Source organism: Acidovorax sp. sif0632 (assembly GCF_019218805.1).
Classification (GTDB): Bacteria; Pseudomonadota; Gammaproteobacteria; order Burkholderiales; family Burkholderiaceae_C; genus Acidovorax; species Acidovorax facilis.
In genome coordinates this window covers 508660-527524 of the sequence record NZ_JAHUWW010000004.1, presented here as the reverse complement: position 1 = coordinate 527524, position 18865 = coordinate 508660, and the positions used below count along the sequence as shown (strand labels likewise).

General features: G+C 63.3%; 18 protein-coding genes. 11 read left to right on the top strand and 7 right to left on the bottom strand.

Annotated features, from left to right (window positions below; translation table 11 throughout):
- Positions 1-188 precede the first annotated feature (188 nt).
- The gene (locus tag KW832_RS16065; RefSeq protein WP_218300659.1) at positions 189-647 is read left to right on the top strand and encodes a GNAT family N-acetyltransferase; all 459 of its coding nucleotides are present in this window, start codon (positions 189-191) and stop codon (positions 645-647) included.
- Between the two features lie 63 nt (positions 648-710).
- Positions 711-1406 carry an HAD family hydrolase gene (locus tag KW832_RS16060; RefSeq protein ID WP_218338455.1) on the top strand — a complete coding sequence of 232 codons (696 nt, stop codon included), beginning with the start codon at positions 711-713 and terminating at the stop codon, positions 1404-1406.
- A gap of 388 nt (positions 1407-1794) precedes the next feature.
- Here the strand turns inward: KW832_RS16060 and ahpF are convergent, their stop codons facing one another.
- Both ahpF and ahpC read right to left on the bottom strand, forming a co-directional pair.
- Positions 1795-3414: an alkyl hydroperoxide reductase subunit F gene (gene ahpF, locus KW832_RS16055; protein WP_218300657.1), complete on the bottom strand. Its 1620-nt coding sequence runs from the start codon at positions 3412-3414 to the stop codon at positions 1795-1797.
- Between the two features lie 160 nt (positions 3415-3574).
- On the bottom strand, positions 3575-4150 hold the full coding sequence (gene ahpC / locus KW832_RS16050; RefSeq protein WP_055398629.1) for an alkyl hydroperoxide reductase subunit C: 576 nt from the start codon (positions 4148-4150) through the stop codon (positions 3575-3577).
- A gap of 413 nt (positions 4151-4563) precedes the next feature.
- On the opposite strand from ahpC, the gene KW832_RS16045 reads away from it, so the two are divergent.
- From KW832_RS16045 to KW832_RS16015, 7 genes are all read left to right on the top strand, one after another.
- Positions 4564-5382 (top strand): FTR1 family protein, encoded by an 819-nt coding sequence (locus tag KW832_RS16045; RefSeq protein WP_055398628.1) that lies wholly within the window; start codon positions 4564-4566, stop codon positions 5380-5382.
- A gap of 183 nt (positions 5383-5565) precedes the next feature.
- The gene (gene bfr, locus KW832_RS16040; protein WP_055398627.1) at positions 5566-6042 is read left to right on the top strand and encodes a bacterioferritin; all 477 of its coding nucleotides are present in this window, start codon (positions 5566-5568) and stop codon (positions 6040-6042) included.
- 480 nt (positions 6043-6522) lie between these two features.
- The gene (locus KW832_RS16035; protein WP_176886506.1) at positions 6523-6831 is read left to right on the top strand and encodes a DUF3649 domain-containing protein; all 309 of its coding nucleotides are present in this window, start codon (positions 6523-6525) and stop codon (positions 6829-6831) included.
- Entirely contained in the window at positions 6828-8582 is a 1755-nt protein-coding gene (locus KW832_RS16030) for a PepSY domain-containing protein (protein ID WP_218300656.1), read from the top strand. Before KW832_RS16035 ends, KW832_RS16030 begins: the two co-directional genes overlap by 4 nt.
- A gap of 3 nt (positions 8583-8585) precedes the next feature.
- Positions 8586-8921, top strand: coding sequence for a DUF3325 domain-containing protein (locus tag KW832_RS16025; RefSeq protein ID WP_218300655.1), 336 nt, complete (start codon positions 8586-8588; stop codon positions 8919-8921).
- A 172-nt stretch (positions 8922-9093) separates the two neighbouring features.
- Positions 9094-11271 carry a TonB-dependent siderophore receptor gene (locus tag KW832_RS16020; protein WP_218300654.1) on the top strand — a complete coding sequence of 726 codons (2178 nt, stop codon included), beginning with the start codon at positions 9094-9096 and terminating at the stop codon, positions 11269-11271.
- Positions 11272-11392: 121 nt separating this feature from the next.
- Positions 11393-13525 (top strand): TonB-dependent siderophore receptor, encoded by a 2133-nt coding sequence (locus tag KW832_RS16015; RefSeq protein ID WP_218300653.1) that lies wholly within the window; start codon positions 11393-11395, stop codon positions 13523-13525.
- Here KW832_RS16015 and KW832_RS16010 read toward each other — a convergent pair.
- From KW832_RS16010 to KW832_RS15990, 5 genes are all read right to left on the bottom strand, one after another.
- Positions 13477-14049, bottom strand: coding sequence for a GNAT family N-acetyltransferase (locus KW832_RS16010; protein WP_218300652.1), 573 nt, complete (start codon positions 14047-14049; stop codon positions 13477-13479). The two genes, KW832_RS16015 and KW832_RS16010, sit on opposite strands and share 49 nt — an antisense overlap.
- 20 nt (positions 14050-14069) lie before the next feature.
- Complete coding sequence (locus tag KW832_RS16005) at positions 14070-14537, bottom strand: hypothetical protein (RefSeq protein ID WP_218300651.1); 468 nt, start codon at positions 14535-14537, stop codon at positions 14070-14072.
- Between the two features lie 576 nt (positions 14538-15113).
- Positions 15114-15539 (bottom strand): DUF3806 domain-containing protein, encoded by a 426-nt coding sequence (locus KW832_RS16000; RefSeq protein WP_218300650.1) that lies wholly within the window; start codon positions 15537-15539, stop codon positions 15114-15116.
- Between the two features lie 178 nt (positions 15540-15717).
- Complete coding sequence (locus KW832_RS15995) at positions 15718-16209, bottom strand: GNAT family N-acetyltransferase (protein WP_228899523.1); 492 nt, start codon at positions 16207-16209, stop codon at positions 15718-15720.
- A 180-nt stretch (positions 16210-16389) separates the two neighbouring features.
- Positions 16390-16968, bottom strand: a complete 579-nt coding sequence (locus KW832_RS15990; protein WP_255577768.1) for a nucleotidyltransferase family protein — start codon at positions 16966-16968, stop codon at positions 16390-16392.
- 412 nt (positions 16969-17380) lie between these two features.
- On the opposite strand from KW832_RS15990, the gene KW832_RS15985 reads away from it, so the two are divergent.
- Positions 17381-18601 (top strand): PepSY-associated TM helix domain-containing protein, encoded by a 1221-nt coding sequence (locus KW832_RS15985; RefSeq protein WP_218300648.1) that lies wholly within the window; start codon positions 17381-17383, stop codon positions 18599-18601.
- Positions 18598-18858, top strand: a complete 261-nt coding sequence (locus KW832_RS15980; protein ID WP_218300647.1) for a hypothetical protein — start codon at positions 18598-18600, stop codon at positions 18856-18858. The genes KW832_RS15985 and KW832_RS15980 overlap by 4 nt, the downstream gene beginning before the upstream one ends.
- Positions 18859-18865 lie beyond the last annotated feature (7 nt).

Below are 18865 nucleotides of genomic sequence, written 5' to 3'. Positions count from 1 at the left end.
TGGTGGGATGAAATTATATGAGAATAATTCTCAATAGCAACAATTTAAAACCCCATGCGGCAACTCTTAACAAGCCCGATGTGGCGTGCGCGGCGTGTGGCAACATCTCGCAGCAACCCTTGGCGTGCGCACGAGCGATCTCCTGGACGCCGCAATCGTCATACCCAAACAACTCAAAAGAGGAGTGCATGGACGTTCGCCGAATTGACCCCTCGGAATTAAACAGCCTCCTGGACTTGTATCAACACCTTCACAAAGATGACGACCCATTGCCGGGAGCATCAACGGTTGAAGCCATCTGGCGAGAACTACAGAGCAACCCACGCTACCGATATTTCGGGGTCTACGTGGCTGACAAGCTCATCTGCAGCTGCACCATCACCGTGGTTCCGAATCTGACCCGTGGCTGCAAGCCCTATGGTTTGATCGAAAACGTCGTGACCCATGCAGCACATCGCAATCGGGGGTATGGCAAGGCAGTACTCGCGGAGGCTCTGTCGTTTGCTTGGTCGCAAGGCTGCTACAAGGTCATGCTGATGACCGGCAGGAAGGATGAGGCGACCTTCCAGTTTTATGAATCGGCGGGCTTCAATCGCCATGACAAGCAGGCGTTTACAGCAAAGGAAAGCAAGTGCCAGTCAATATGATCCTTGCCGAGGTCCATCGGGTCAGCAACAGCCCGTCTATGGCCGATTAAGCCTGCGTCATCTATGCGTCAAGCAAAGCCTCCAGACATTGCAGGCTACCGGGCTGTTCTTTTCGACATGAATGGCACCTTCATGTTCGGAGGGGATCGGTTCGACCCGCAGCAGGACTACTACACCAGCTATCGTGCGGTCGGTGGCGGGGGCCTGTCGTTCGCTGATGTGCAATCGGCTGTAAGCGCATGCTACGCAGCCTTTCTGCGCGACTATGAGGATCCCCGGCTGGTGGAGTGCTTCCCTTCCTTGGCCGACTTCATCACCACCCACTCCGGGGTTCCCGCCAGCGAGCATGAAGCGATCGCCATGACGATTGCCAGGCACGAGGTCGGAAAAGTGCCAGCTTGGGCCGCTCTTGCACTGCGCTCTGTCGCAGAACAAAGTGCTATCGCCATTGTCAGCAACGTGTGGGCGCCGTCGCATTGTTGGAAGGAAGAACTAGTAGCGAGTGGTGTTGCCCCCATTCTTGCCGCCGCCATCTTCTCCACAGAGGTCGGCGCCATCAAGCCATCCGCGCGGCCGTTACTTGCGGCGCTCGACGCCACAGGCGCATCTCCGGACGAGGTGCTGTTTGTGGGAGACAGCCTGGAGCGCGACATCATTCCAGCCAGAAAGTTGGGCATGACCACCTGCTTGGTAGGCACCAGCACGCCTGGCGTAGCCGCAGACTTTCACATTCAGTCCATTGCCGAGCTTGCGAGGTGATGTGAGCAACGGCCGCGCTGTAGCAAACTATCGCGAGCTCCGACGAAAGTGGATGAGAACCCTCTCCACCGTGCCACTGACTTGACGATTCCATGCCTCCATGATCGGCACCAAAAGCAAAGCGACCGGATGCTGAAACATCCAGTCGCTCTTGTTTTGATAGCTACTAGCGCTTTACTAGCAAGCGCCAGAGTCCGATTTGCTTGAGATGCCCCCTGCATGACTCCCTCTCCCCTCGCGGGAGAGGGTTGGCGAGAGGGGGGAAACTGGCGCGGAGGGAATGCGCCCCCCTCTCCTCCGGCCCCTCTCCCACGAGGGGAGAGGGGAGTTGGGGTGTGCCTCGAAAGCACTGGCCCTAACCAGCTCGCCCCCGCCGCCCTGCCCCGTCCTACGCTGCCACGGCTTCGCGCTGCGCTTCGGGAGCCTTGGCGCCTTCGGCCGCAGCCACCACCGGCATGCGGATCAGGTGGTCGAAAGCACTCAGCGCCGCCTTCGATCCATCGCCCGCAGCAATCACGATTTGCTTGAAAGGCACCGTGGTGCAGTCGCCCGCTGCGAACACGCCGGGGATGTTGGTGCGGCCGTGCGAGTCGACGATGATTTCGCCGAACTTGGACAGCTCCACCGTGCCCTTGAGCCACTCGGTGTTGGGCACCAGGCCGATCTGCACGAACACGCCTTCGAGCGGCACCAGGTGCTCCACGTTGGTGGCGCGGTCCTTGTACTTGAGGCCGTTGACCTTGCCGTCGGCGCCGGTGATTTCGGTGGTCTGCGCGTTGGTGTGGACGCTCACATTGGGCAGGCTCTTGAGCTTGTTGACCAGCACGGCGTCGGCCTTGAGCTGGTCGGCAAACTCGACGAGCGTGACGTGGGCCACGATGCCGGCCAGATCGATGGCAGCCTCGACACCCGAGTTGCCGCCGCCGATGACCGCCGTGCGCTTGCCCTTGAACAGCGGTCCGTCGCAGTGCGGGCAGTAGGCCACGCCCTTGTTCTTGTACTCGGCTTCGCCGGGCACGTTGACATTGCGCCAGCGGGCGCCGGTGGACAGGATCACCGTCTTGGACTGCAGCGTGGCGCCGTTGGCCATCTGCACGCTGATGAGGCCACCTGGCTCGGCCGCGGGGATGAGCTTGTCGGCGCGTTGCAGGTTCATGATGTCCACGCCGTAGGCGCGGGTGTGGGCTTCGAGTGCGGCGGCAAACTTGGGGCCGTCGGTTTCGAGCACCGAGATGTAGTTTTCAATCGCCAGCGTGTCATTGACCTGACCGCCAAAGCGCTCGGCAGCAACGCCGGTGCGGATGCCTTTGCGGGCGGCGTACACAGCGGCCGCGGCGCCAGCGGGTCCACCGCCGACGATGAGCACGTCGTACGGTGCCTTGGCGCTGAGCTTGGCGGCTTCGCGGGCGGCGGCGCCGGTGTCGAGCTTGGCGACAATTTCTTCAATCGTCATGCGGCCGGAGCCGAAGACCTGGCCGTTCAAAAACACCATGGGCACGGCCATGATTTCGCGCTCGGTCACTTCCTGCTGGAAGGCGCCGCCTTCGATCACAGTGGTCTTGACCTTGGGGTTGACGATGGCCATGAGCGACAGCGCCTGCACCACGTCCGGGCAGTTGTGGCAGGTCAGGCTCATGTAGACCTCGAAGTTGAAGTCGCCATCCAGCGCTTTGATGGAGTCGATCACGTCCTGCTCGACCTTGGGCGGGTGGCCGCCGGTCCACAGCAGGGCCAGCACCAGCGAGGTGAATTCATGGCCCAGGGGCAGGCCGGCAAAACGCAGGCTGTTGGTGGCGCCCGCGCGCTGCAGGCTGAAGGATGGCTTGCGCGCATCGTTGCCGTCGGTGCGCAGGGTGATCTTGTCGCTGCGCAGGGATTGGATGGTTGTCAGCAGCTCGCGCATGTCGCGCGCAGTCTCGCTGTCGTCCAGGGATGCCACCAGCTCAAACGGCTGCTGCACGCGCTCCAGGTAGGCGGCGAGTTGGGTCTTGAGTTGTTCGTCGAGCATGGTGGTGTCCTTTGAATTTCGAGTTGTATGTGGGGAGCGTGATGGCAAGCGTGGTTCGGATCAAGCCTGCGGGTCAAACTCCGGGCGTAAAAAAGCCGGACGGCACGGCGCACAGGCGCCATGACGCTGTCCGGCTTCAGAGGCCGAGAAAAGCGAATGCTTAGATCTTGCCGACCAGGTCCAGCGAAGGCGTCAGGGTCTTGGCGCCTTCCTTCCACTTGGCGGGGCAGACTTGGCCAGGGTTGGCGGCGGTGAACTGGGCAGCCTTGAGCTTGCGCAGGGTTTCCGACACGTCGCGGGCGATTTCGTTGGAGTGGATTTCCAGGGTCTTGATCACGCCATCGGGGTTGATCACGAACGTGCCGCGCAGTGCCAGGCCTTCTTCAGGGATGTGCACGCCGAAAGCGTTGGTCAGCTGGTGCGTTGGGTCGCCAACCAGGGGGAATTTGGCCTTGCCCACGGCGTCCGATGTTTCGTGCCACACCTTGTGCGAGAAGTGCGTGTCGGTGGTCACGATGTAGACCTCGGCGCCGGCCTTCTGGAACTCAGCGTAGTTGTCGGCAGCGTCTTCGATTTCGGTGGGGCAGTTGAAGGTGAAAGCTGCGGGCATGAAGATCAGCACGGACCACTTGCCCTTGAGGGACTGCTCGGTCACTTCGATGAATTCACCCTTGCCGTCACGGTTGACGAAAGCGGTGGTCTTGAAGGGCTGAACTTGCGTATTGATCAGGGACATTGCTGTTTCCTTAGTGGTTGGTTAACTGAACAGGACTGAAGTCTAGGCCTTTCGAGACCATCAATCCAATTAATTGATTTGATTGAATCAATTGCCTGTGACTATACAGTGACACCCTGCCCTCAGGCCGGGGCGGGCATTTTGCCCCCTTTTAAACCCCCAAAGACCGCCACGAAGCCGCTGCACGAACCACCGCCCACCTGGTCAACCCTTGTGCCATATCAAACATTCAAATACAACTGATTCGCGTTTAGTTTTATCATCTGCCGCACTGCAGCAACGCCACCCAGGCCAATTTGCTGCAGTGGGTCAGCCAAAGCTCGACGCCTCTGAAATATCGGTCAAAACGGCCTGTAGCGCTTTATTGATAAGCGCAAGCAGCTCATAAATTTATAGCAAAGACCTCAAACACCATGTTCCAAACACTTCTGATCTGTTTCCGCGAAGGGCTGGAAGCCCTGCTGGTGGTGGCGATTGCCACCCTGTACCTGCGCAAGACCGGGCGCCTGCACCTGTTGCTGCCACTGCGCGCGGGCGTGGGCGTGGCAGCCCTGCTCTCGCTGGTGCTGGGCTGGGTGCTCTCGCAGGTGGGCGCGCTGTCGCCCGCAGCCGAGGGTGGCATGGCGCTGGTGGCTGCCGCCACCGTGGCCTGGTGCGTGGTGCACATGCGCCGTGCGGGCCAAGGCATGGGCCAAGACATTGCCCAGCGCATGGACCGCGCCAGTGTGCTGGAAGGCCCGCGCGCCTGGGTGGCGGTGTTCCTGTTTGCCCTCTTCATGGTGGGCCGCGAAGGCGTGGAAACCGCCACCATGCTCGCCGCCCTGGCCCGGAGCGCCGAGCTGGGCTACATGGCCTGGGGCGGCCTGGCGGGCCTGGCGCTGGCCATTGCCATCGCCTGGGCCTGGACGCGCTACGGCCGCGCAGTGAACCTTGCGCGGTTCTTCCGCGTCACGTCGTGGTTCATGGCGGTGTTTGCGGTGCAACTGGTGGTGTATGCGTTCCATGAGTTCACCGAAGGCGCAGCGATACCCGGCATCGACAACGCTTACTGGCATGCGGCCACCGAAGACCTGGCCGAAGGCACTATTGCCCAGGCCATCTCGCTGGCCCTGGTGCTGGTGCCCACGGTATGGCTGGGCCTCGCGCACTGGCGTGAGCGGCGCACGGTGCCATCGTCTGCAGCCGCAACCGCCATGGGCACACAGGCTGCCGCGCCACGCGCCGCACAATAGCCCCGCGCCCGGCCTGCGCAGCCCCATCGGGCCTACCGGGCCGGATGGGGTCGGCCGGGGTGAACGCGAACGCCTATCAACCTCACACGCAGCCAGCGCGCTCTAGCAGGGATATGCCTTGCGCGTGTTGATATGGCTCACGACAATCGGGGCCGAATCAACACATCACAACAAGGAGTCCCCATGAAAGGTGACGCACAGGTCATTGGCCATCTGCAGGCCCAGCTCAAGAACGAGCTCACCGCCATCAACCAGTACTTCCTGCACTACCGCATGCTCAAGCACTGGGGCTTCGACAAGCTGGCCAAGAAGGAGTATTCGGAATCCATCGGCGAGATGAAGCATGCCGACTGGCTCATGGACCGCATCTTCACGCTGGATGGCCTGCCCAACCTGCAGGACCTGGCCAAGATCCAGGTCGGCGAAGACGTGCCAGAGATCCTGGCCTGCGACCTGCGCGCAGAACAAGGCGCCCAGGCCACCATCAAGGATGGCATCGCCCACTGCGAAACAGTGCGTGACTATGTCTCGCGCGACCTGCTGCAAAAGATCCTGGACGACACCGAAGAGCACATCGACTTCCTTGAAACCCAGATCGATCTGATCGGCAAGGTGGGCTTGCAGAACTACCTGCAATCGCAGATGGGTGACGTGGAGTAACGCCAAGACTGCACCAGAGCGCTCCACGAAAAGTACCAAGAAGAACAACAAAAAACGGGCCGAGGCCCGTTTTTTTGTGCCCACGCCATCACCAAGCTCCCCCGATTGCACGGGGCTGCGAAGCACAGCCCTACCCCCATGTCACAAGCTGTTGCAAGCACACATCAAACCAGCGCAAATAGCATTTTTATAAATGCGAATGCTTCTCAACAAAAGTAGAATGCGTTCTTACGACCAAGGCCATTCCTTCATGCAGCTCCCGATCTGCAAGGGCAGGTCCCGTGATTCCCTTTAACACCTAGCCAGCCAGTCAGCCGGGCTCTCCGCCGCTGCAGCCAGCGTTTGTACGTTTGCCGTACGACACCTACTGCCTGGAGCCTTTCTGATGCCGCGCAGCACCGCCAGCCCCTGCCCTGCAGGAGTTCTGCTTCTCTCCTTTTTTGAAGGCCGCACCGCCCTGGGTGCCGCCGCAGGTCGGCCATGAAGGCGGCCCGCGTTGACTGGCGCTACCGCCTGGTCATCACCTCCCGCGCCATGGCGGCCATCGCTGGCGGCTATGCGCTGGCGGCAGGGTTCACCGCTGCGCTTTCGCTGGTGTTGGCGCTGTGGATGCCGCGCGTGGAGGCCGTGCTGACCGCCACCATGCTGGCCTGGCTGGCCTATGCCATGGCGGCGGGATGGGCGTTTTATGCGCGCACGGCCTGGGGCGCCTGGGGCGGCACACTGCTGCCCGCCCTGGCACTGGGCGCGTGCGCCATGGCGCCGCAATGGATGAGGGGCACGCCATGACAACAGCGACCTCCACCGTGCGCAAGAGCGCCGACCGCGAAGGCTTTCGCCAGGCGATGTCGTGGCTGCACACCTGGGCAGGGCTCATCCTGGGCTGGCTGCTGTTTGCGATCTTCCTCACGGGCACGCTGTCGTTCTTCAAGAACGAGTTCAACCTGTGGATGCGCCCCGAGATGCACGGGCTGCCGCGCACCGACGCGGCCGATGCGCAGGTGGCCCAGAAGTCCGTGGACGCGCTGGTGCGCAAGGCCCCTGACGTCACCCAGTGGATCCTGCACCTGCCCGATGACCGCGACCCAGCCGTCAACATGCTCTGGCGCGGCACCGGCAACGGGCGCTTTGAAACGCTGCGCATGAACCCGCAGACGGGCGAGCCCATCGAGGCGCGCCAGACCATGGGCGGTGATTTTTTCTACCGCTTTCACTTCGAGCTGCGTACCGCGCAAAAAGGCCGCTGGACTATCCAAGGCCGCTGGGTGGTGGGCGTGGCCACGATGCTGATGTTTGTGGCGCTGATCACCGGCGTGATCACACACCGCCGCATCTTCAAGGACTTCTTCACCTTCCGCCCTACCAAGGGCGGGCAGCGTGCGTGGCTGGATGCGCACAACGTCAGCGGCGTGCTGGTGCTGCCGTTCTATCTGATGATCACCTTCAGCGGGTTGATGATCTTCCACACGCTGTACATGCCCGCAGGCATTGCCGCCAACTACAAGAACGAGAAAGGCGTGGACTCCAACGCGTACTTTGCCGACCTGCAGGGCGAGAAGCCCGAAAGCCGTCCCCGCCGTAGTGCGGGCGACAAGGTGGAACCCCTGCCCGCCATCACCCTGCAGCCCATCATCGACGCGGCCACCACCCGCTGGCAGGGCGGGCGCATCGGCAGCGTGCAGGCGCGCCGCGATGCCAACGGCCGCGCCGTGGTGGAGGTAACGCGCCACGAAGGCGACCGCCTGCAGTACCGCCCGCCGCGCCTGCTGTTTGATGCCACCACCGGCCAATGGCTGGACCAGGCCGACGCCACCAGTCCCGCCGTCAAGACCTATGGCGTGCTGTATGGCCTGCACATGGCGCGGTTTGCCGATGTGGGCCTGCGCTGGGCGCTGTTCGGTTTTGGGGTGCTGGGCAGCCTGATGATTGCCACGGGCATGGTGCTGTGGTCGGTCAAGCGCAGCGCCAAGTCGCAGACACAGGCCAGCCGCCAAGGGGCGGCCAAAACGACCAGCAACGCGCCCGCTGCGCACCCCAAAGCGCCGTTTGGCGAGCGCCTGGTGGCTGGTATCAACATCGCGACACTGGCCGGGCTGCCGCTGGCGTGTGGCGTGTACCTGGCCGCCAACCGCCTGATCCCTGTGGGCATCGAGGGCCGAGCGGATGCAGAGCTGGCCTGGTTCTTCAGCGCCTGGGGCATCACGCTGCTGTGGGCGCTGGCCTGCGCGGTGGCGCGCCCGCACCGCCTGGGCTGGACGGTGCCGCTGGCCGCTGCGGGCCTGGTGTGGGCCGCGCTGCCGCTGATCAACGCGCTGACCACACACACCCACCTGGGCGTGAGCCTGCCCGCGCGCGAATGGGTGTGGGCCAGCATGGACCTGTCGTTTTTGGCCACCGGGCTGCTGCTGGGCTGGCTGGCGTGGCGTGTGCGCCCTGGTCGCACGCCCCGGCGCGGTGCGCCTGCACGGAGTGCGCGACCCGCGCGGCCTGCCCCGTCGGTGCCCGGGGCGCCCGCCGAAACCTCCACCTCGGGAGCCTGAGCCATGTCCGCCTTTCTTCTGTGCTTTGCCGCCTGGTCGGCCATTGCGCTGGGCATGGATCGCCACCACGAAGACGCCCTGGGCCAGGAAGGCGCCGTGCGCCGCCTGGTGGCGTTGCGCCGCTCGGGCTGGCTGCTGCTGGTGCTTTCGCTGTGGCTGGCAGTGGCGCACCCGCCAGGGGGCGTGCCTGCATCCCTGGGCGTAACGGCATGGTCCGTGGCCCTGTCGGTGGCCGCGGTGGCGGTCACGGCCACCGTCACCTGGCAGCCCCGGCGCACGCCCGAACTGGCTGTCGCCGCCCTGCTGGCGGGCCTGCTGGCGCGGGCGCTGGGGTGGTGATAGCCAGGCTCCACGCTCCCGCAGCCGTGCGCTGAGCCCGCTCGGGCTCGAACTCGCTTTTCTGTTTTCACGGCCCCACCACATCCCAGACAGCGGGCCTTCGCGGCACGCGCCAGGCCACGAGGTGCAAGGGCTTTTCGCCAACCGCGTTGCGCTCACTCCAAGGAAAACCATGCACGCTTACACACCAACCCCCTATCGCCTCCACCCGCTGGTGGCCGCCCTGCTTGCCACGCTGTGTGGCACGGCACTGGCGCAGACGACGGCGCCGCCCGCTGCAGTTGCGCAGACCACGCCGCAGACGCTGGGCGAGGTCACCGTGCAATCCAGCGCGGACGACGACGGCTATTCACCCGCCGCTGCCAGCACGGCCACCAAGGGCAGCGCGCCGCTGCGCGATGTGCCCCAGGCCGTGAACGTTGTGCCCGCGCAGCTCCTGCGCGACCAGGGTGCGCGTTCCATGGAAGACGCGCTGCGCAACGTGCCCGGCGTGGCCATGAGCCACGGCGACGGCCAGCGCGACCAGGTGGTGATACGCGGCTTCACCGCCATTGCCGACCAGTTTGTGGATGGCGTGCGCGACGACGCGCTGTACTTCCGTGACCTGGCCGACATCGAGCGTGTGGAAGTGCTCAAGGGCCCTGCCGCCGTGCTGTACGGGCGCGGATCGTCGGGTGGCCTGATCAACCGCGTGACCAAGAAGCCCAAGTTTGGCGAGACCTCGGGCGAGGCATCGCTGGGCCTGGGCAATTTCGACTACCGCCGCGCCACGGCCGACGTGAATGTGGGCATCAGCGATACCGCCGCCTTCCGCATCAACGCCGCCGTGGAGGACTCCGGCAGCTACCGCGACCAGCAGTTCGTCAAGCGCCACAATTTCGCGCCGTCGCTCGCGCTCAAGCTCGCGGCGCAGACCGACCTGCTGCTGCAGTACACCAACGCGCGCGACAAGCGCCTGACGGACTTCGGCATTCCTGCGCTCAACGGCCGCCCCGTCAACGTGCCCGCCAGCACCTACTACGGCTCCAGCAACGCCGCGCAGGACGACACCACCACCAGCACCATGCAGTCGTTCGCAGCCACGCTGAACCACCGCTTCAACGACGACTGGTCGGTGCGCAACGTCACGCGCCTGTACGACTACACGCTGGACCGATACAACACCTTGCCCGGCGGCACCACCGACCCGGTGAACCTGACGGTGGGCCGCACGCGCTCGTTCATCCTGCGCGACGAAAAAGGCTTCTTCAACCAGACCGACGTGACGTGGCGCAACCAGCTCGGCGGCTTCAAGCAGGAGTGGCTGATGGGTGTGGAACTGGGCCAGCAAAAGAAACGCTCCGAGTCCGTCACCGGTGGCGCAGACCGCGTGCCACTCTTCAACCCCGGCAACCGCCCTGCTCCCGCCATCCCAGCGGCCAACTACAACGCCGACAGCGCCATCCCCAGCCACACCACGCAAGACACGGCCGCGCTGTATTTGCAAAACCAGATCACGCTGGCGCCCCAATGGAAGGCGCTGGTGGGCGCCCGCTACGACGTCTTCGGGCAAGAGACCACGTTCGACCGCAAGCTCTCAACGCTCTCGCGCACCGACAAAAAGTTCAGCCCTCGCGCGGGCCTGGTGTGGCAGCCGAGCGATGTGGTGTCGTACTACGTGTCGTACAGCAAGTCCTTCCAGCCCTCAGCCGAAGCGTTTGCGCTGGCCGCCAACAACACCGGCGCCGAACCAGAGATCACCGAGAACAAGGAAATCGGCGTCAAGCTCGACCTGCTCGATGGCCGCATGAATGTGACCGGCGCGCTCTTCAACCTGGAGCGCACCAACATCAAGAACACCGACCCCGCCAACCCTGGACGCCAGATCAACGTGGGCACCCAGCGCACCAACGGCCTGGAGCTGACCGCCAACGGCCGCCTGCCCGGCCGCTGGGACGTGAGCACCGGCTACGCCTGGCTGGACGGCCGCATGACGAAGTCACTGGCCACCACCACATCCACACAGCTGCCCACCGCCGCCATCGCCGCCCAAGGCAAGGTGCCCGCGCTCACGCCGCGCAACTCCGCCTTCCTGTGGGCCATGAAAGACCTGGGCCACGGCCTGCGCGTGGGCGGCGGCGTGAACTACGTGGGTGCGCGCTTCACCTCGCTGACCAACCTGGTCACCCTGCCCGGCTACACCACGCTGGACGCGGCCCTGCAGTACACGCTGGGCCAGTGGGATGTGGACGTGAACATCAAGAACCTGGCCAACCGCAAGTACTACGTGTCGGCCCACGGCAGCAACGACAACCTGATCCTGCCCGGCTCGCCGCGCGCGGTGCAGGTGACGCTGCGCACGCGGTTCTGACGCTGCGCCTGCAGGCACAGCACGCAAATTTGAACAATTTTTGGCTGCTAGCGCTTTATGGACAAGCGCTAGAAGCTATTAATTTAATAGCAGATATCAAACACCGAGGAGGAGAAGCACCATGCAAATGCACCCACTGGCCCTTGCCGCCCTGCTGGCCACCGTGGCAACGGCGCAAGCACAGACCAGCTCCGGCCCCACCACGGGCAACCCCACCACGGCAGCGCTGCCCGAAGTGAAGGTGACCGACGAGGCCAACAGCGCGGCGACCGAAGGCTCGGGCCAGTACACCGCCCGCGAAGTCAGCGTGGGCAAGCTCCAGCAGGCACCGCGCGAGACGCCGCAGTCCCTCAGCGTGGTCACGCGCCAGCAGCTGGATGACCGCAACCTGACCAAGGTGGAAGACGCCATCAAGCTGAGCACCGGCATGACGGTCACGCGCTTTGATGGTGCGGGCAACTACAACACCTTCCAGGCGCGCGGGTTCGATCTGGGCTCCATCCAGCTCGACGGCGTTCCGATCCCCCAGGGCAACTACAGCACGCTCGACACGGCCATGTATGACCGCATCGAAGTGCTGCGCGGCCCGGCCGGCCTGCTGCAGGGCGCGAGCGAGCCCGGCGGCACCGTGAACATGGTGCGCAAGCGCGCCCCGGCCAAGCTGGCCATTGGCGCCGATGCGGCGGCGGGCTCCTTCGGCCTGCGCCGGGGCACCGTAGACGTGGGCGGCGGCCTCAATGCCGAAGGCACGATCCGCGCGCGCGCCGTCGCGGTGGTGGAAGACAAAGACAGTTTTGTAGACACCCTGTTCAACAACAAGCGCCTGGGCTACGGCACGCTGGAATGGGACATCACTCCCTCCACCACCGTGTCGGTGGGCGCGGCGCAGCAACGCGTGCGCGCCGCCATCGACCAGGGCCTGCCCACCTATGCCGATGGCCGCCTGGCCGACCTGCCCCGCAGTGCCTTTGCTGGCCTGCGTGCCAACCGCCAAGACCTGGAGACCACCGACGTTTTCGCAGAGCTGGAGCACCGGCTGGATGGGGGCGGCTTGGTGCGCCTGTCCGCGCGCGACATCGACCGCACGGCGTTCTACCGCTCGGCCCGCGCCAACAGTGCCCTGGCCGCCGACGGCAGCTTCACCATGGAAACCGTGGACGGCGACTTTCACGTGCGCACCCGCAACTACGACGCCTTCCTGGCCACACCGGTGCAGGTGGCAGGCCGCACCCACAAGCTGCTGGTGGGCGCGAGCCATAACGAGGGCAAGAGCTGGGACGGCAACTACGCCTATGGCCCCCGCCTGCCGTTCAACCTGCTGCAGCCCCACTATGACCTGGCCTACCCAGACATCCGGCTACCGGGCTTCACCTCGATCGTCACGCGCCGCGAGAACGCGCTGTACGGGCAGGCGCAGATCGGCCTGACCGACACGGTCAAGCTGCTGGCAGGCGGGCGTCTGTCGTGGGCGGAGGTGGTGACGCGCAGCACCAGCACGGGCGCAGTCACCGCATCGGCAGACCCTGGCCGCCAGTTCATGCCGTCGCTGGCTCTGATGTGGGACTTCCACCCGCAGTACACCGGCTACGCCAGCTATGCAGAGACCTTCGTGGTGCAAAGCCAGCTCAACGCGGCCAAGCAGTTGCTTGCCCCACGCACAGGCAAGCAGGTGGAGCTGGGCGTGAAGAGCGAGTTTTTGCACAAGCGCCTGCAGGCCCATGCAGCGCTGTTTCGCATCATTGACGAAAACCGCGCCATCGCCGACCCGGTGGTGGCAAACGCCTACATCGCCGGTGGCAAGGTGCGCGCGCAAGGCTTCGAAACCGAGGTCAGCGGCCAGCCCCAGCCCGGCTGGGACATCGTGGCGGGCTACGCCTACAACGACACCCGCTACCTCCAGGCCCCCCTGGCGCAGCAGGGCCAGGTGTTCAGCCCCGTCACGCCGCGCCACAGCGTGAACCTGTTCACCCGCTATGCCTTCACCAGCCCGGCGCTGCGCGGCTTCAGCGTGGGCGGCGGCATGACCTACCGCAGCGAGTTCTTTGCGCAAAGCGGTGCGTTGCGCATCAACGCACCGGGCTACGCAGTGTTCAACGCCCAGGTGGGCTACCAGATCAACGACCACCTGTCTCTGAACCTGTCGGTGGACAACCTGCTGGACAAGACCTACTACGAGAAGGTGTCAGGCATTTCGCGCCAGAACTTTTATGGCGAGCCGCGGCGTGTGACGGTGGCGCTCAAGGCGCGGTATTGAGGCGGGACGAGGGAAAAGACATAGGCATCGGTGAAGATGCCATGCACCTTGAGCCGATTCCGCGCGAGGCACTCTCGCACTGCGCCCGACCGCTCGGCCAGGCTGAGACTGGGTGTGTTGTGCTGGGCCACGACGATTTCAACGCGGCCCAGCTTGAGCTCTGCAAAGGCGAACTGACTGAGTGCCTGAACGGCGGCGAGCGCTGCGCCTTGGCGCTGCCAGGACTGGCGGACCCAGTAGCCCAGGTTGCAGAAGCCGTTGACTAGGTTGAATTGATTGAGGCCGCAGCCGCCCACAAGGGTATTGGACCCGGCGTCGAAAATGCCGAACTCGTAGCTGGAACCGCGCTCCCACTCGGCCTCGCAATGCGCAAACCAGGACGCAGCATCAGCCGTTGAGTAATTGGGATGGGCCCAGGGCATCCACTTCCCGACGGTGGCAGTGGACTCCAGAACGGCCTCGACGAAGGAGGGGAGATCGGATTCAGCGAAGGGACGGAGCTCGAAACGACCGGAGGCAAGCATGGGGCAGGAACTGCAGAGGTTTAACGTCGAAGCTGACCGGAACGCAGCGCCTTGCGATAGCGTTTGAGGTTCTTCGCCTTGCGTCCCGTCGGAAACTGAGTTAACTCCATGCCGCAGCCAGCGACCGCCAGCGCCGCAATCAGGTCGGCGGGAAAATGGTCAGACTGTACGACCACATCGCGCATAGCGATCCCAAAGTCCAAAGTCGCGTGCTCCACGCCTGCGACTTCGCTCATGTTCTTCAAGATGCTTGAATGGGCACGGAGAAACTGGATTGCATCGGCCTGTTGCTGCTCGAGGTCTTCAAACTCAGCGTCACTCACCACCAAGGTCAGCCCAGAAGTCACTGCAGGCCGACTATTCGGCCGGGAACTGCGCGGCACACCGCGCCACCAAACGCGGCACGGCTCAACCGGACTCAGCGTGACAAGGCTTTCCACATCTGCCTCGCGGCCCACGAAATGAATGATGCAACCCATGCGATTCAAGGTTTGTTGAAAGGAGATGAGAGGCGTGACCAGACCGATGGATTATTTTGCGACATTCGCTTTTTGCTTAGGAATGCGCGCGGACGACACATGCGACTGCAGCTACTAATGCAACGGCAGCAAGCGTAGAAATGAGGTACCACAGTACGCGAAGCCCCGAGATCGACCGCTGCTTGGTTTTTTGCTCAACAAACTCATTAGCGTGGCGGAGACCTGGCAAACGGGAGTAGACAAACCCCAGTAGATCCCCGGCCGCGCTGAGCAGGAGGTAGGCCGGTGGAGCAAACATTGCGAGAAGCAGCCAACGGAGCAGACCTTCGGGATGCCCTTGCCACAGGAAAACTCCAGCGCACACAGAGAGACCTAGCCAAAAAACGAGGAGCAAGCGTGGTTTCGACATTGATATGCGCTAGGACTGGCTTGGTGCCACTTAACGAATGAGAGTGGCGTCCCCGCCCCGAACGATGCGCGCAGTTGCAGGGTACGGCACCAAGCGCCACGATGGGAAGTATGGAGTCTCGTCGACGCAGCCGTTGTTGGAGGGGGCGCCCATGACAATCAAGCTTGTCGAGCTTGTCAGGCACCGTCCACACCACCCTCGATGATTTCTTGAAGTTGCGAACGCAAACCTTCATAGAGTTCTGTGACGTCCACCTTCTCGCCCCGCTCAATCCGTTTAATGAGCATGTCCTGCGGATGAAAAGTCAAGCTTGACTGCAGATACCGGACGGCCGGGTCTCGACCATATTCATCGTCAATCATCCACCAGTCGTAGTCTGGCTCGGCGTTAACGAAGACTTTTCCAAAGGCTATGCCAAGGGCGTGAATGGTGTATTCCGCCTCTGCATCAATAACGCCGGAGTCGAGCGCTCGCTGAATCAGGTCAAGGTCGCGCTTTGATCCATCGAGTTCAGCATGAAGAATATCCACGATAGCTTGCCGGGCATGAACCAGGGACAGAGCAATCTTTTGCAAGTCGTCCGGAGTCGGGGCTTCAATCATCTGCTTACTCACCTGTGGCAGTAAAAATGTGTCCGGCGACACTTAGGGAACCATTCCCCGGCGAAGCCGAGCGCATTCGATATGTGAACCGCTTTCATCCCTGTCCACCGTGTGCGTTCTTTCGTTTGCTTGGCGGCTCACGATCGAAAGTCTCTACGGTGGACACCCCCCTGAAAAGTCAAACTTTCCCCGGCCCAGCCGGGGGCCTCCCTTTGGAAGCTTGAAGTGCTTTTCGGTAGAAGATTCTGTCGTAGCCCGTCATATGCTTGCGCTCGTACTCGACGTAGCCGATCTTCGTGTAGAGGGCCTGGTTCTCAACCATCTTGGAATTCGTGCACAGGTACAAGCTGTCGAAGCCGCGACGCAGCGCCTCGTGCTCTGCAAACATGAGCAACTCCCTGCCGACCCCGTGGCCGCGCAGATGAGGGACGGTGGCTACTGTGTCGATGTAGAAGCCCTCTGTTGTTTCGTACTGAACGAGCGCGCCGACGATCGCGTTCTCGTACTGCGCGACCCAGACATGACCGTCCTGGGTGTGTGCGTTGAAGTCGAGCAGCATCGGCGCTGGAGGCCTGCCGATCCTAGCGATATAAGGGCTGAAGGCCTCTACGACGCATTGGCGTGCGGCAGGAGCATCGCCTGCAAGTGCTTGACGGACGATCAGGTCCAAGTTGGGCCTCCAGTGCTCGTTGTGACGGCTAGCTCGCCGTATCCCGCAGAACTTGCGAGACAAGCTCGACGGAGTGGAATATTTTGACATGGAGCCATCCTGAAAACGGCGTCCAGCTGGGGCTGCAGCCAAGTTCCGTGCTTGGGCCAACTTTGGGGCTCAGCTTCAACATGCGTCTATCTAAAGCAGCGGCCATCGTTCGCTAAACCGCTTCGATTTCACGCGTTGCCGGTAGACGGTGAAACACGCTCTGATCGGTTTGTGCCGCACGCGAAGCGCAAACAGATCGTCTAGCCCGTGGGGGGCAACAACACCTATCGATTCGTCATCGGTCAGGTAGACACCAACACAGGTCGCGAACTCTGGCCAGGTTGCCACGCCTTCTTCGAGGGACCCAAGAGGATGCACCACCTGCCCCAGGTTGCTGACGAACCATTGATGCACCGTGGCTTGGTTGGTGACTTCCCACTGCACCGTCGGCATGATCGCGCGGAGGCGGTTTTCGAGATATGCATCTTGCTCCGGGCCGAGAGCTTTGCGGTCAAAGTGGACGACATCGACGTCCTCAAGCACCGAGGGGGTTTCAAAGCCATGGAGAGCATCCCACACCAGAGACCGCACGGCGCCAGCGCCAATGCACCAAGAGTCCAATCCAAGAGAACGGGCTGCCAATAGCGCTGCCATCAAGTGGCTTGAAGAGCGCACCATGGCCACAAGCCGCCGTTCAAGCTCCGGTCGTGAAGTTTCGTTTCGGTGCATGGCTCCACAGGAAATTAGGCGGAAATGTCTGGTGCATGGTTCTGGCAGGACGTAGCACTTTAGCCCTTGCGCAGAGGCCACCGACCGCCAGCTCTGCAGAGGGTTCATCCAGCCTCGCGAATCACTTTTCTGCACCATCTACTTGCGGTTTTCGCAACTGCCTGAATCACAACATCGCCACAAATACAAACAATTCCTATTTGCAATGTAAAATTAGGTACACGCAAGCCACAGCCTCCCCCTTAGACCTGCTCTAAGGCTGCAGCCAGCACCCACCGTCCTTCGATGTTTTCGGGTTGTCTGGCTTGAACCACTCCTTCCTCTGCCCCCTCTCTGTTGCCGCCATGCCCGCTCCGGGTGCCGGCGAGGCGGGTGTGCGCCAGCCCAGCCCCTGCCAACCCACCTCCACACCATGCTGAGCCCCACCGCCCTGCGCCGCTGGAGCTGGACCCACAAGTGGTCCAGCCTGGTGTGCACCGTCTTCATGCTGCTGCTGTGCATCACCGGCCTGCCGCTGATCTTTCACCACGAAATTGGCCACCTGCTGGGCACCGAGGTAGAGGCGCCTGCGATGCCCGCCAACACGCCACGCGCCAGCCTCGACAAGGTGCTGGCCACTGCGCATGCGCTGCACCCGGATCGTGTGGTGCAGTTCGCGTCGCACGCGGAGGACGATGACAACGTGTGGTTCGTCACGCTCACGCCCACACCGGCGCCCACGGACGATTTCCGCTCCGTGGCGGTGGATGCGCGCACGGGCCAGGTGCTGGCGCAGCCACGGTTTGACGAGGGCTTCATGTACGTGATGTTCAAGCTGCATGTGGACCTGTTTGCGGGGCTGCCGGGCAAGCTGTTTCTGGGCTTCATGGGCTTGCTGCTGCTGGTGGCCATCGTCACGGGGGTGGTGCTGTATGCGCCGTTCATGCGCAAGCTCGCGTTTGGCGAGGTGCGGCGTGATCGCTCGACCCGCGTGAAGTGGCTGGACCTGCACAACCTGCTGGGCATCGTCACGCTGGTGTGGGCGTTTGTGGTGGGCGGCACGGGCATGATCAACACGTGGGCCGATCTGCTCATCAAGTACTGGCAGTACGACCAGTTGTCGGTGCTGCTCAAGCCCTATGAGGGCCAGCCCATCGTGCCCGCCGCAGAGCGCGGGCCGCTGCAGCAAGCGCTGGAGGTGGCGCAGGCCCAGGCGCCGGGCACCAAGCTGTCGTTCATTGCGTTCCCGGGCACGGCGTTCTCCAGCCCGCATCACAACACGTTTTTTCTGCGTGGCAACGAGCCGCTCACCTCGCGCCTGCTCAAGCCCGTGCTGGTGGATGCGCGCACGGCGCAGGTCACTGCCGCGCCCCAGCTGCCGTGGTACCTGACTGCGCTGCTGGTCTCGCAGCCGCTGCACTTTGGCGACTACGGCGGCATGCCGATGAAGATCCTCTGGGCGCTGCTCGACATTGCCACCATCGTGGTGCTGGGCAGCGGGTTGTACCTGTGGTTGCGCAAAGGTGCGCAGGCGGGCAACGCCAGTACCAGCACCGCCACGGCGGCCGCCACCGTGCACGGCCACACCGGCCTGCCGCCAACGGCTGCCGCACGCACTGGCGGCGCGCTGCCAAGCACGGAGGGCCGCGCATGAAGGCGAGCCCTTTCTGGTCGCTGTGGGGCTGGCCCCTCGTGATGGGTGTGCTGACCACCACCGGCCTCATCACGGCATTGGTGTCCGACACCTGGGGCGACTGGTGGTCGTGGGTGGGTCTGGGCATTCCGGTGGCGGTGATGGGCTGGACCTGCTGGCCGCGCACCACGCCAAAGGCCACTGCGCAACGCGCCCATGACAAACCCCACACCGATGCCGACGAAGCGGGCACCAACGCCAACGCCACGCCACTCTGAACATTCC

Coding starts and splice junctions, on each gene's coding strand:
- KW832_RS16000 (WP_218300650.1), bottom strand. CDS start 15,539: ATGATTGAAGCCCCGACTCCGGACGACTTGCAAAAGATTGCTCTGTCC.
- KW832_RS16065 (WP_218300659.1), top strand. CDS start 189: ATGGACGTTCGCCGAATTGACCCCTCGGAATTAAACAGCCTCCTGGAC.
- ahpC (WP_055398629.1), bottom strand. CDS start 4,150: ATGTCCCTGATCAATACGCAAGTTCAGCCCTTCAAGACCACCGCTTTC.
- KW832_RS16015 (WP_218300653.1), top strand. CDS start 11,393: ATGCAAATGCACCCACTGGCCCTTGCCGCCCTGCTGGCCACCGTGGCA.
- ahpF (WP_218300657.1), bottom strand. CDS start 3,414: ATGCTCGACGAACAACTCAAGACCCAACTCGCCGCCTACCTGGAGCGC.
- KW832_RS16060 (WP_218338455.1), top strand. CDS start 711: ATGCGTCAAGCAAAGCCTCCAGACATTGCAGGCTACCGGGCTGTTCTT.
- KW832_RS15990 (WP_255577768.1), bottom strand. CDS start 16,968: ATGCACCGAAACGAAACTTCACGACCGGAGCTTGAACGGCGGCTTGTG.
- KW832_RS16020 (WP_218300654.1), top strand. CDS start 9,094: ATGCACGCTTACACACCAACCCCCTATCGCCTCCACCCGCTGGTGGCC.
- KW832_RS15980 (WP_218300647.1), top strand. CDS start 18,598: ATGAAGGCGAGCCCTTTCTGGTCGCTGTGGGGCTGGCCCCTCGTGATG.
- KW832_RS16035 (WP_176886506.1), top strand. CDS start 6,523: ATGAAGGCGGCCCGCGTTGACTGGCGCTACCGCCTGGTCATCACCTCC.
- KW832_RS16045 (WP_055398628.1), top strand. CDS start 4,564: ATGTTCCAAACACTTCTGATCTGTTTCCGCGAAGGGCTGGAAGCCCTG.
- KW832_RS15985 (WP_218300648.1), top strand. CDS start 17,381: ATGCTGAGCCCCACCGCCCTGCGCCGCTGGAGCTGGACCCACAAGTGG.
- KW832_RS16025 (WP_218300655.1), top strand. CDS start 8,586: ATGTCCGCCTTTCTTCTGTGCTTTGCCGCCTGGTCGGCCATTGCGCTG.
- bfr (WP_055398627.1), top strand. CDS start 5,566: ATGAAAGGTGACGCACAGGTCATTGGCCATCTGCAGGCCCAGCTCAAG.
- KW832_RS16030 (WP_218300656.1), top strand. CDS start 6,828: ATGACAACAGCGACCTCCACCGTGCGCAAGAGCGCCGACCGCGAAGGC.
- KW832_RS16010 (WP_218300652.1), bottom strand. CDS start 14,049: ATGCTTGCCTCCGGTCGTTTCGAGCTCCGTCCCTTCGCTGAATCCGAT.